The following is a 13,280-nucleotide window of genomic DNA, read 5'->3' on the forward strand; positions in this document are numbered from 1 at the left end:
GCCGGTCATCTTGTAAGAATTTTCTCACGAACCGGCCGCGGCGGACGTGAGCGACACGCCCGAAATTGCTGATCACCCCGCCGCAACCACTCCGGCGCGCGGCTCTATGTCAGGAGCCCTGGTGTCACGTCGCAGCAGCGGCGCTCAGCGTCGTCACGCCTCGGTGAGCAGCCGCGCGGCGAGGGTAGCCAGGTCGGGGACTGTGAGGTCGAACGTGTCCGACGGTGCGGGAACGCCGTCGCCGACGCGTTGTACGAAAGCGGTGCGCAGCCCGTAGGCTACCGCGGTGCGGAGGTCCCAGGGGTGGGCGCCGACCATAAGCGTCCGGCGCGGGTCGAGCGCCAGCCGTCGAGCGCGAGCCGGTACACGGCGGGGTCCGGCTTGTAGGCGTGTACCATCTCGCCGGACAGCACGCAGTGTCATGTAAGCCCGGCAGCCGCGAACAGGTCCGTCAGCATCGACAGGTTGCCGTTCGGCACTGCCACGGTAGTGAAGCGCCCGGCGAGGCGGCGCAGCGCGGCCTGCGAGTCGGGCCAGGGCCTGAGCCGGTGCCCGGCCAGTGCAAGCTGCCGGACGGTAGCCTCCGGCAGCGGTGGGCCGTCGCGCAGCACGTCGGCCAGCGCTTCGGCGTTGAGGGCGTCGGTGGACCGCCATGGCGCGCCCTCGCGGATCGAGGACACCAGCGCGGCGAAGCGCCGCGCCCAGGCTGCTGCCAGCGCCTCAGCCTGCCATCGCGCGTCCGCCTGGTCCAGCGCGGCCGCCAACTCGGCGCGCATCGACCCGGCCTCGTCCACCACGGTGCCGAGCACGTCGAAACAGCAGGGTCTCCACCTCATCCGCAGTGATCACGCACCTTTCGTCCCACCGGAGGACCGCATACGCGCCACACGCATCGTGGCCAACCTCCGGGTGGCTGACGTTGAGGCGGCGAAGAGCCTCTACGCCCACTACCCCGGGCTGAGTACCGAGGAGTTCAACATTGGATGGGTGGCTCGCTACACCTCTCCCGGCACCAGGGCGAACGTCCAGCGCGTAACGCGACGGAGCCGCACCCGAAGACTCGATCATTTCCGTCCACACGGATGACGTCGAAGGTGCTTATGCAGAAGCTCAGAAACTCGGCTACGAGATCGTGCACCCGATAACTACAGAGCCGTGGGGTGTACGCCGGTTCTTCGTCCGGGCACCAGACGGCAACGTCATCAACATCGTGAATTATCGGGACTGAAACAGCGGCGCGGCGTGCGATTCGGGGCGGTCAGCCACGGTCATCCACGTGACCGTCGGTGGCCGACATCAAGCTCGTTCGCGAAAGCTAGAGACGCACTCACATGGTTGATATGGAGGTGATAGCGAGGCGCGTGCACTGGGATCAACGTCGGACAGTTGCCGGAGACCCGAGCGGCCAGCGACCCCCGGCACCGTTGCCGAGCACAGCGAGCAGCGCGATGAGCATGCAGCCACGCTAACCTCTCCATGGGCGGGGCAGCTCACCCATCGAGGGTGACCTGGGACAGCAATGGCTGGGAAGCGACCTGCGGGGAGGGTAGCAGGGACTGCCATTCACGAGTGGACCATTCCGCTCCAGATGAAGCGGCTCAGACATCCTGGCCCGCCCCCGTCTTCCTCATAGCTGCCGGTCCCCGTTGAGCGGTTGACGGGTCCAGGGTCGGCGAATGCCGATCGCGCAGCAAGGCCACGTAGTTAAGGGTCGGGCGCAGTTGTCGAGGATGTCTGGCTGGCCGGAGTGTTGAGCGCGTAGGTGCCCCTCGCCGCCGCAACCTGACCCCGGGCAACCGGAAGGAGGTGACACCGTGTAACCGAACCCCGCCCACCAGGTGTCACAGGACGCGACGCTACGCCGCCGCTGCGGAAAACCGCGACTGTAATATAGTGGGCGAAATCATCACCGCACTGATCTCGCGCACAATCGGGCGAGCGGGGCTGGGCACCCGCCGCAGCGACATCACGGATTCCGGCGGCCCGCGGCCACGCCGCCGCAGGCACCTGCCCCCGATGACAGGTCATGACCGGCCCCGGGCCGGTCCTAGTCACCCACCGCCGTGTCTGTTTATCCCGGCTGGAGCAGGACCATGCCATTTACCGCCAGATCACCGAAGCAGTCGGCGCCTGGGCCGATCGGGGGGCCGGCGGCGCCGCCGGTCGACATCTCCGCGGGCATGCCGCGCACGATGCGCGACGACCTCACCGGGGACTTCCTGGGCCGCGGCTACGACCAGCGCATGCGCGCGGAGACCAGCAGCCTCAACATCTATGACTCGCCGTCGCGCGGCGGCGCCCTCCTGCGGTCCACTCTCCTGGATCTGGCTCCCGCCCCCGACTCCGGCGTGTGGAACGACACCCAAGGGGCGTGGGGCAACAACCCCCCTCCCGGTGAGTACGACTACACATGGGCCCAGTATGGGCAGGAAAGCACGCAGGGTTGCTCCGGCTGCTTCCAGACCCTCTGGGAGGCCTACCACCTGAACACGATCTACCTCGCCCGCAACAACGACGCTTTGTTCATCGCTGGAACAACAGGAAACGTCTTCGACACCTACGGCGGCGACCCTGCCTACCAGAACTTGCTCTACGTGGTGCCGCCCGACGGTTCGTGCGCGAGCGCGAGTTGCGCCATCCGGGTCGCGTTGCCGAACCAGTGGCCGTGGCCGGCCGGCGCGCTCCAGGATATCGTCCGCGCGATCGGGGTGACGTCACTTGCCGCTGGATACGTGGGCACCGTGCCTTATCTCGCCGTCGGGCTGAGCGACGGCGGCGTGCAGATCTACAACGTCAGCGGGACGCCGCAACTCACCTCGACCTTCGGCGGCATGGCCACCCCGGACGGGTCGCAAACCCCGCCGACGGCGCTTGCCTGGGACCCGTCCGGATCTGGCCTGCTGGCCGTCGGCGTCATCAGCTGGGCCAACGAGGGGTTCTTCGTGCACGTCGACCGGGACGGGAACGTGCAGCCGAACTGGCTGACCTGGGCGCATCAGGGCGGGATAGCGCTAGTACCATCGCCCCTGTGCGCGGCGTTCGGGCAGCGCCAGGACGGCTCGCCGGTCGTCGCGTTCGGCATGACCGACGCGACACTGCAGCTCGTCGACCCTACGGGCACCGGCGCGCCGACGAACACGCTGGCCGCATCCGGTCCCGGTCCGGGCGGGGCCGGGATCATCGCGGTGAACCCGATACCCAGGTTGGACGGCACGGCCGGCGGCTCAGATTACGCGGTGTCGTACCAGCAGGAGTTGTACGACGTCCTTGCCGGCGGGTATGGCGGCCTGCTGCGGTGGGACGGGACCTCCAGCGGGCTGACCGCCCAGCCGGTGAGCGCCGGGTCGCCGAATTCGGTGTCGCCGGACTGGGACTCGTTCCGCGAATGGTATCCGGGAATCAAGGAAGGACGGTTCCAGGTCAGCAACACCTCGGGGGAGCCGGTCACGGTGGGTTTGCAGGCGTCGCCCAGCCCCGGGTACGGCTGCTGGTACGCCCCGGGCTGGGCTGATGCTCCGGCGTTCCCCCCGGGGGGGATCACGCTGGCGGCCGGCCAGAGCTCGGCGATCTACACGATGGGGGCATACACCGCCGGAGCGAGCGGCGGGTGCGCCGCGACGGATGTGACCGGCGGCTGGCTCGGCTACCTGACGATCACACCGGTCAGCCATCCCGCTGACACTCGCCTGGTCGGCCTGCGGCTCAACCGTGACATGACCGTGGACGTGGCGGATCAGGCTGGCGGCTCGGCCACGGTGTCGATCACGAACGCGGACAACCAGCTGGCCGCGTTCGGGCTGTGGACCGTCACGGTCGGCACGCCTCCCGCGCCCACCCCGCAGCCGTCGCCGACGGTGATCGGCTCCCGGGTGACGCCGGCGGGCTGGCCGAGTCCGGCGGTGTACCGTTTCGACGTGACCGGCGCGGCCTACCAGCTGCCGGCGCCGTACCAGTTCGGGAACCAGGTCATGGTGGCGCCGCTGCTGGTGCAGGGCTCCGTCGATGGGAGCAGCTGGACCAGCCTCGGGACCCTGGTGCCGGCAACCGAGCCGGCCGTGGCGGCCGGTTCCGCGGATTCCCCGGCCCGGCTGACGCTCGGGCCGGCCAGGTTCTGGTGGGAGAACCCGCCGGGACAACCTGCCTACCAGTGGATCCGGGTCGGGCTCGGACCCGCTGGGGTTGCCTCCCCGGTGGCGCTGGCGGACCTGCCGCCGCCGGCCGGCGAGACCAACGTGAGCGGCCCGCAGATCGCGCCGGCCAGCAGTGACGGGGTGGCCCGGCCGGTCAGCAGCGGCGTCGACCAGGCTCCGCTGCTGGTGCAGGTGCTGGACGGCAACAGCAATCCCTTGCCGGTCACTGACCCAAGTTACCAGCGGATCTACTACCGCGATGCCTCCGGCAACCTGGTCACGAACCTGTTCCGCGCCGGCGACGACCCGGCCGGCTTCATCGGGGTCAGTCCCTACGCGGGCGCGTATCCCAATGACGGGTCGGTGACCAAGGGCCCGGCGGTGGCGGGCACCTACCATTACGTGTCGACCACCAGCACCAACGACCAGAAGATCACCGGCTATGCGGGCGGTGCGCTCAACGGGGGGGTGCCGGCCCCGAGCCAGGCGATTGAGGTGCGGGCCTCGGCGATCGCCCCGGTGGCCAGCGCGACCTCGGCGTCGACCGGCATCTCGCTGGCCGGGTGCGCGGACTTCACCGGCTCCAGCCTGTGCCGGCTGGCGCCGGTCACCGCCGCCAGCCCGGCGCTGTTCCTGGACACCGCCGACGGCGGGCAGATCGGGATACTGACCGCGGCACAGGCGACGACCAGCGTGGCTAGCTTGCCGCTGCAGCAATCCGCCGGGATGCCGGAGCACCTGCTGGCCTCAGCGCCGCTGACCGTGTCCGACACGGCAGCGACACTGACCGGCACCTCGGCGTTCCTGCCCGGCGACCACGTGGACACCTGCCTGGTGGCGCACGGCGTGCTGGTCCCGGTCGTCAACATTCCGGCCAGCAGCTGAGGTGAGCCAGGTGAGAAGCGGTCTATCGGTGGTGTCGGGGGCGATCGGCCTCGGCGGCGGGTTGTCGGGCTCGGTGGACGAACGCACCGGGCTGTTCTCGGTGTCGGTGCCGGTGGCGGCGGTGGCCGGGCCGGGCTCGGCCGGGGTCACCTGGTCGCTGGTATGGGATCAGGCCCGGGCGGCCGGCGGGCTGGACCGGTCCGGGTTCGGGCCCGGCTGGTCGCTGGGTGTCTCGTTCGTCGACCCGGCCACGCCGGCGACGGTGTACCCGGCCAACGGCGGCGCCTACGTCGCCGGCGGCTCGTACCCGTCCGGGCTTCGGGACTATCCGCTGCGCGATCTGGCCTACACGCGGGCGTCCGGGACGGTGCCGGCCCGGGCCGGGCTGCCCACCGCGGGGTACGCGTTCGTGCTGTCCTACGACGACGGCCGGACCGACTACTTCGACGGCAACGGCAACCTCATTTCCCGGACCGACAGGTTCGGTAACAGCACCGTGCTGACGTGGCAGCCTGTCGGCGGCGGGGGGTGGGCGCCCAGCTCGATCGTGGACGGCTACGGGCAGGCCACCACGTTCAGCTACACCCCGTCGTCGGTGGTGGTGTCGGCTCCGCCGCGGTCGGACGGCGTCGTGGCCCGCACCACGATCGCGCTGGACGCGGCGCGTCGCGTGACGTCGGTGACCGACCCGGCCGGCGCGGTGGCGCACTTCGCCTACTCGCCGGTGTCCGGGTCCCCGGTGGAGCTGCTGACCTCGGTCACCTCCGCGTCGCAGGCGCGAACGCTGATCACCTACCAGTCGATCGGGTACCAGCCGGGGCTGACGGCGGTGCAGGCGGTGGTCACGGTCGACGCCTCGGACACGGTGCTCGGCCCGGCGCGGCTGTTTTCCATGGACCCGGCGCAGAACACCGGCCGGCACAACTACACCGGCTACCCGCGCTATAACGGCGGGTCCTCCGACGGGCTGTTCGAGTCCGGGGATCCGAACTACTTCTACACCACCTCGATGACCAGCTGCGTGATCCGGCAGCTGCCGCCGCCGTCCACCTGCCCCGGCTCGCCGACCTCCACCGTGTCGACGTACGATTCCCAGCACCGGCTGGTCGCCCGGACGGTGCTGGCCGGGCCCGTCACGGTGCAGCAGCAGACCGCGACCTACCCGCCGGTGCGCGCGGTCAACGTGCCGGGGAACTACGCGCGCCCGGCGACCACGACGCTGACCTACTCGGCCACGTCGGGCGTGGCCGGCATCGCCGCCGCCACTGGCAGCCGCACCGTGACGACCAGCCGGGCCTACGACGACCACGGCCGCGTGACCCAGTCGACCGATGAGACCGGCACCACCACGGCGATCACCTACGACGACGCGTACGGGCTGATCACTAGCGTGACGATCACCGGGGCGGACGGCTCCCGCAGCCAGACCACCCACGTGCTGTCGGCGGATCACAAGACGATCAGCAGCGCCACCACGGCGTACGCCGCACCGGGCCAGCCGCTGACCGCCCGGTCAACGACCAGCTACCGCTACGACGTCTCCGGGCAGCCAGCGCAGCGCACCATGACCTGGGCACCCGGCGCCAAGCCGGCCGGCGGCAGCGGCGGCCCGGACACGGTGACCACGACGTTCGCGACCTCGGTCGACCCCGCCGCCCGGACGCGCACCGTCACCATCACCACCGTGGCCGGCACCCCCGCCGCGGCGAGCACCAGCACCGTGCTGGACCTGGTGACCGGGCAGCCGGTCCGCACCAACGACCCGCTCGGCCGGATCACCAGCTACGGCTACGACGCCGCGGGCCGCCAGACGAGCAGGATCACCCCGGACGGATTGACCACCAAGACCTCCTACGCGGCAGCGACAGGCGCCACGCCGGCCGCCCGCACGGTCTCCACTCCGGACGGCCGGGTTGCCCAGACCGCCTATGACGCCCTCGGCCGCAGCGCCCGGGTCACCGACAACGTCCGCAACCAGGCGTTCAGCGGCTCCCCGGCCGCACGGCAGCTGGCGGCCTACAGCTACACCCTGGACGGCACGACGATCACCGCGACCGACCAGCAGGGCCGCACCATCACCACCACGCTCGACGTCCTCGGCCGCCAGATCCAGCAGGCCGGCCCGGCCGGCATCACCCACGCCACCGGCTACGACGACGTCGCCCACACCACCACGCAGGCAGCCGCCGCGGCCGGCTCAGCCAGCCCCGACGCGACCCGCACCACCAGCTACGACAACGGCAACCGGCCGGTCTCCATCCAGCGTCACTACAGCGACGGCACCGCCGACGCGGCCCAGACCACCAGCTACGACGGGCTGGGACGCATCACCTCCCAGACCTCCGACGACCTCACCCTGGCCTACGCCTACCTCGCCGCCGGCGGGGCCACCACCGCGCAAACCGCCACCCCGCAAGACACCCCGGCGTTCCCCGCGGACCCGGTCGACCTGTCGGAAACCCTCGCCCTCGGCGGCCAGCAGACCAGCAGCACGCGGACACAACCGGACCAGGCCGCCAGCCAGGGGACGCGGGTGGGCTACGACCCGGCCGGGCGGATGGCCACCTCCACCGACCCGGACGGCCGCACCACCGGCTACACTTACCACTCCGACGGCACGGTTGCCACCCGCACCACCCCGTCCGGCACCGTGGTGGCCGACTCCTACGACCCCGGCACCGGCCGGCTGACCAGCGTGACCGCGCAGCCTTCCGGGGGCGCCGCGGTGACCCGCACCTACGGCTACGTCCCGGCCGGGCAGCCCGGCGCAGGCCGCGTGCAGACCATCAGCGACGGGACCAGCACCGTGACGTTCGGCTACGACGCCGACGGCCACGTGGTGTCCCGGTCCTACTCCGACGGCACGGCGACGTCCGCGACGTACACCGACACCGGGCTGCTGTCCACGACTACCGACGTGACCGGCGCGGTCACCAGCTACAGCTACGACGCGGCGGGCCGGATGACGACCGCGACCCAGACCCGCGGCACCACGACGTTGGCGTCGGTGACCTACACCTACGACCCGATGTCCCGCGTCCAGGCCACCACCCGGGCCAACGGCGTCACCACGACGAACACCTGGACCGCCCGTAACCAGCTCAGCAGCCAGCGCACCACCTCCGGCCCGGGTTCGGTGATTGAGGAGCACGACTACACCTACGACAGCCACGGCAACGTCGCGACCCGCACCGACACCCACCCGGCGGTGCCCGGCACCCCCGCCACGGCCGGCACCTGGACCACCGCCTACCGCTACGACGCCTACAACCGGCTGATCAGCTCGGCCACCTACGCTGGCCCCGGAACGTCGGGACCGGCGCAGACGTCGACCACCTACACCCTCAACGTGGCCGGCGACGTCGTGGCCACCACGACCACCACCCGGCCCCCGGCCGGCGGGCCGCCGCCGCCCTCACCCACCACCAACACCATCGACCCGGCCGGCCAGCTCACCGCCCAGACCACCAACGGCACCACCGTCAACCAGGCCTTCGACGGTGACGGGCGGGTCACCCAATCGCTGAACGACTGGGCCATCACCTACGACGCCTTCGACCGGATGGTCACCGCCACCCGCGGGGAGACCACCGCGACGTACACCTACTGGCCGGACGGGACCCGCCGGTCCACCACGACCACAACCGCGGCCGGCGGCCCGAGCACCGCAACGTTCCACTACGGCTGCGACGGCACCCTGGTCCACGACACCACCGCCGACGCCACCACCGGCCCCGCGGCCACCACCGCGTCCTACCTGATCACCGCCGGCCGGGAGGCGCGGACGCTGCAGCCCGGCACCACCACGGCCGGCACCGTCCCCGACGGGGCGCCGGCCCCGGTCCTTACCGGCCCCGGCACCGGGTACTTGCTGCGCGACCGCCACTCCTCAGTGACCGCGCTGGTCGACGCCAACGCAACGGTGACCAGCACCTACCAGTACGGCGACTACGGAACGCCAGCCCAGCCCGGCGGGCAGCTTCGCACCCAGCCGGCACCCAACCCCGCGCCGGGCGGGCGGGCCAACCCGTTCCAGTACACCGGGGCGGCGCCGGCCAGCTCGATGACCGACCCGGCCACCGGCCTGCTGCTGCTGCCGGCCCGCAGCTACGACCCGGCCCAAGGCCGGTTCACCAGCCGCGACACCGCCAACGCGTTCAACCACTACCAGGGCTTCGCCGCCAACCCGATCATCCTGGTCGACCTCACCGGCCACTTCTCCCTCCAAGACCTCCTCATCGACATCGGCAGCTTTATCGCGTTCGCCCTCGCCGCGGTCGCGACCGGAGGAGCGGCGCTGGCCGCGCTGCCGGCCCTCGTGGGAGCCGAGGTCGGGGCGGTCACCGTGAGCACCGTCGTGGCTACCGTGGCCACCGCGGTCGGCGCCGTCGCGAGCGCGACCGGAGCCGTTGCCTCGGCCGTCAAGGCGGCCGACGACATCGACGACGCCGTCAGCGGCAAGCACTTCCTGTCCAACGACCAGCGCTCCGCGCTCGGAACGGTGCAACTGGCGGCCGGCGCCGTCGCCACGGTGGCCGGGCTTAGCGTCGTCGGCGCGTCGGCAGCCGGAGCCATCGCCGAAGGCGCCACGCAGGACGCCGCGGACTTCCTCCTCGACCCAGACGACGAGACCGACGTGACCAACCCGGCCAGCAAGCGCTACGCCCTCGTCGAGGGAGAGCAGAATGACCTCTACCCGCATCTCCGGCCCGGAGAGGAGATCCCCCCGGACTCGCTGCTGAGCACCGAAGGAGCCTCCGACGTCACCCCGTCCTACAACCCCAACAACGCTCAGTCCGGCACCGACAGCATACTGGACGGCGTCTCCGGCCGCGCCGCCGGACCGCGGCCGGTCACACCGTCAGCAACCCGCCCGATTTCTATACGCAACGTCCTGCGAACGGTGCTTGGCACCCGCGACCTGACCGTGACCGACCGGGCGGTCCTCAGCACCGACCGCGGGCTGACCGCCGCCCTCAACGCCCAGAAAACGGCCGGGTCCCTCTCCAGGTCTCTCGGCGCCGACGTCGCGCGCTCGACCGGCACCTCCCCCACCCTCACCGCGATGAACGGCAACTGGGACGCCGAGTCCGTCAGCGTCGGCTCGCTCCCCGAAAGTGTGGTCAAGGGCCCCTATGGCTCCTGGATACAGACGGACGTGTACCCCTGGGAAGGCACCGTCACCTTCTGAAGAGGCTGGCTTCCCGGTCCTGGGCATGCCCGTCGCCAGCGGTGCTGACACCCCATTCTTGCCCGGCCCGGCCCTCCGGCCGCAGGAAAGGCAGACCGTTGAGTACCACCATCACCACGCTGGCCTCGGGCAGGTGGACTCCGCGGCGGATTCTAGGCGGTCGGCCTGCACCGGCCCCAGCAGGTGCTCACGTCAGCGGGGCTGGAGAGACGTATCCCGGCAGCTGATACCTCGCCGGCCTCGCACGCATACCCTCCCGGTCCGTCTTAAACAGCATTTTCATCGCCCCGCCAGTCGGCCTATCGTGACGGGGCGGGCTGTCCGTCGATTGGCCGACTGGCGGAAGGAGGCCCGCCTGTGAGGTGCCAGAAGTATGCCCGGCCCGTGAGCTGCAGCGATGCGCCACGGGTCAGCGGTAGGCCATGATGATCGCTCGTGTCCCTCCGCCTGCTCTATCTGATCTTCATCCGCGTCTGCGGCTGGCTGGTCCTGCTCGGCCGGTCATCGGCTTCCAAGGACGCCGAGATGCTGGTGCTGAGGCAGGAGGTCGCGGTGCTGCGCCGTACCCATCCGCGGCCCCGGCTGGACTGGGCCGACCGCGCGGTCCTCGCCGGGCTGATCCGGCTCCTACCGGGGAAGGCTGCGGCTGCACCGGCTGGTCACGCCCGGAACCGTGCTGCGGTGGCACCGCCGCCTGGTCCACCGGAAATGGACCTACCCGGACCGGACCGGACCGCCGGGGTGGATCGCCCCGACAAAATTGGAGGCCTCTGCTTGCCGGATTTGATTAACTTACCATGCTTTCCTGCCGGGCGTAGTAGCTTTCTTCATATTCTTTCGGCGGGACATATCCGCAGGCGGAGTGCAGCCGTTCGGTGTTGTACCAGGAAACCCATTCCAGGGTCGCGAGCATGACATCATCCGTTCCGCGCCACGGTCCTTCCCGTTCGATGAGCTCTTTCTTGTAAAGGCTGTTCAGTGATTCCGCTGCCGCATTATCATAAGTCACCTTTCCGGCCGACTGACCGGACAGCGCTGATCTCGCCGAGCCGTTCGGTATAGCGGATTGACGTGTATTGCACTCCCCGGTCCGAATGATGCACCAGCTGGCCGTCTATCCGATCACCACGGGACCAGATCGCCATTTCCAGCGCATCGAGGGCCAGCTCGGCCCGCAGCGTATCCGATACCTGCCAGCCGGCAATCATCCGGGAATACAAATCGAGAATGAACGAGGCATAGACAAAGCCGGCCACCGTCTCGACATAGGTGATATCCGCGACCCACCGCCGGTTCGGAGCGGGGGCGGTGAAGTCGCGCTCCAGCAGGTCAGACGGCCGCTCCTGGCCAGGCTCCGCAGGAACCGTCGTGCGCGGCCGCTTCTTCCTGGCGGCCGCGCCCGCGATCCCCAGCTCGCCCATCAGCCGTTCGACCGTGCACCGCGCGACCGCGATGCCCTCGCGGTTCAGCTCGCCCGACTAGCGCGGATGTCTCGGGTCGACTTCCCGGGCGAAATAAGCGCTCGCCGCCTTCAGGATCTCGTTCGCCCGCCGCAACTCGCGGACCTCACGCTCCAGCTCGGCGATCTTTCTCTTATCATCGCTCGTCATCCCGGGACGCTGCCCGGAATCAGTCTCCGCTTTCTGCACCCAGTTGCGGAGAGTCTCGGTATTTATGCCCAGCCGCTGGCCGACCCGTGCGATCGAGCCACGCGCGTTACCCGTCTCCGCACGCAGCTCGAAGACCATTGCCACCGCGCGTTCCCGCAGCTCCGCGGGACGCGCCTTCCGTGATGCCATGAGCCCCAACTTTCCCAGAGGTCACAGCCTCCAAGGAACCCGGGGCGGTCCAGTCTGCCACGGCATGTCAAGGTCCGTCCGTCGCGTGGGCCGCTTCGGCCTGGTCGAGCGTCGCGGACCAGCTCGCGAGCACGCCCTAGCGCGATGAGCTCGGCGGTGGTTGGCTGAACAGGCAATGTGGGCGGCTCCGCAGAGGCAGTCGGATCAGAGGAGCGGTCACTGGTGACCGCGGGTCCTTGCAGCACAGCCGGCAGTCCCTGCAGCGCAACTGGCCCTACGTTGCGCAGTGCGATGGCGACAAGCGCCGGAGGTATTCGTGATGAATGACATGCAAAGCCGGGCGAGTCGCAAGGTTGCCGTGCTGGGCCCGATCCCTCGCGACCAGATCGTGACACATGCCGGTGAACGGTTCGAGAAGTACGGATGCGCGTTGTATACGGCGGTTGCCCTCTCGGCTCTCCTGGATGTTGATGACACGATCGTCCCGATATCACATGTCCGCCGGCAGGACGAGGGTCCGATCAAGGAGATCCTCGGGTCCTTCCCGAATATCGACACCTCCGGTATAACGTCGCAGGGCGACCAGGGGGACGTCATCGAGCTGCGTTATATCGAGCACAACCGTCGCGTCGAGCGGCAGACGAGTTTCATGAACCCGATCCTGCCGGCCGACGTCGACAAGGTGCTTGATGCCGACGTGTTTGTCTGCGTCCCGATCACGGACTACGAGGTGGGGCAGCCGACGCTGCGGCACATCAAGGAGAACAGCGGTGCAACCGTGGTGCTGGATGCCCATGGCCCTACGATGACGCTGACCCGCAGCGGCGAGCGCCATCCAAGGGTGTGGGCTGACCGGGACGTATGGCTTCCGTACATCGACATCCTGAAGATGAACGTTGAGGAAGCGAGCTCGACGTGGCTCGGTGAGTCAGCGGAGGTAACGGCTGACCCGCCGAGGCTGAGCACTGAAGAACTGCGCAACCTGGCGCATCACTGTCTGGACCGCGGTGTCGGGGCGGTATGCGTGACTCTCGACGAGCGTGGCTGCGTGGCCTTCTACCGGGACGGCTCCGGCAGGGTCGCCGACGAGCTCGTCGATCGTATCGAGGTGGAGCACGTCGTGGACACGACCGGTGCTGGCGACTCGTTCGCCGCGGGATTGGCCTACGGCTACCTCGCGTACCGGGATTACGTGGTGGCCTGCCAGTACGGGAATGCGATGGGCGCTCAGCGCTGCACCGGCGCGGAACTGAACGTCTACCTGTCACGAGAGGA

The 13,280-nt window shown here is 69.7% G+C and carries 5 protein-coding genes and 2 pseudogenes; 4 read left to right on the forward strand and 3 right to left on the reverse strand.

Translation table 11 applies throughout. The features are described from left to right. Positions 1-153: 153 nt before the first annotated feature. Positions 154-318 carry a hypothetical protein gene (locus ACLP4W_RS30695; RefSeq protein WP_442391442.1) on the reverse strand — a complete coding sequence of 55 codons (165 nt, stop codon included), beginning with the start codon at positions 316-318 and terminating at the stop codon, positions 154-156. 101 nt (positions 319-419) lie between these two features. Then, the gene (locus tag ACLP4W_RS30700) at positions 420-836 is read right to left on the reverse strand and encodes a hypothetical protein (protein ID WP_442391444.1); all 417 of its coding nucleotides are present in this window, start codon (positions 834-836) and stop codon (positions 420-422) included. Between the two features lie 40 nt (positions 837-876). Between ACLP4W_RS30700 and ACLP4W_RS30705 the strand changes: the two are divergent. The 3 genes and pseudogenes from ACLP4W_RS30705 to ACLP4W_RS30715 all read left to right on the forward strand — a co-directional run bounded on the left by ACLP4W_RS30705 (position 877) and on the right by ACLP4W_RS30715 (position 10,206). Continuing rightward, positions 877-1,228, forward strand: a pseudogene (locus tag ACLP4W_RS30705) (VOC family protein). Positions 1,229-2,093: 865 nt separating this feature from the next. Beyond that, entirely contained in the window at positions 2,094-5,015 is a 2,922-nt protein-coding gene (locus ACLP4W_RS30710) for a hypothetical protein (RefSeq protein ID WP_442391446.1), read from the forward strand. A gap of 10 nt (positions 5,016-5,025) precedes the next feature. Further along, entirely contained in the window at positions 5,026-10,206 is a 5,181-nt protein-coding gene (locus tag ACLP4W_RS30715) for an RHS repeat-associated core domain-containing protein (RefSeq protein WP_442391448.1), read from the forward strand. A gap of 787 nt (positions 10,207-10,993) precedes the next feature. On the opposite strand, the pseudogene ACLP4W_RS30720 reads toward ACLP4W_RS30715, so the two are convergent. Beyond that, positions 10,994-12,005 (reverse strand): annotated as a pseudogene (locus tag ACLP4W_RS30720) (IS3 family transposase). Positions 12,006-12,324: 319 nt separating this feature from the next. Here ACLP4W_RS30720 and ACLP4W_RS30725 point away from each other — a divergent pair. Continuing rightward, a partial coding sequence (locus ACLP4W_RS30725) for a carbohydrate kinase family protein (protein ID WP_442391450.1) occupies positions 12,325-13,280 on the forward strand: 956 nt, incomplete at its 3' end.

The sequence above is a fragment of the Mycobacterium sp. genome (assembly GCF_052145595.1).
Classification (GTDB): domain Bacteria; phylum Actinomycetota; class Actinomycetes; order Mycobacteriales; family Mycobacteriaceae; genus Mycobacterium.

What these genes read in the sequence shown, in the direction of transcription:
- ACLP4W_RS30695 (WP_442391442.1), bottom strand. Translation starts at nt 318, where the DNA reads ATGGTCGGCGCCCACCCCTGGGACCTCCGCACCGCGGTAGCCTACGGG.
- ACLP4W_RS30700 (WP_442391444.1), bottom strand. Translation starts at nt 836, where the DNA reads ATGAGGTGGAGACCCTGCTGTTTCGACGTGCTCGGCACCGTGGTGGAC.
- ACLP4W_RS30710 (WP_442391446.1), top strand. Translation starts at nt 2,094, where the DNA reads ATGCCATTTACCGCCAGATCACCGAAGCAGTCGGCGCCTGGGCCGATC.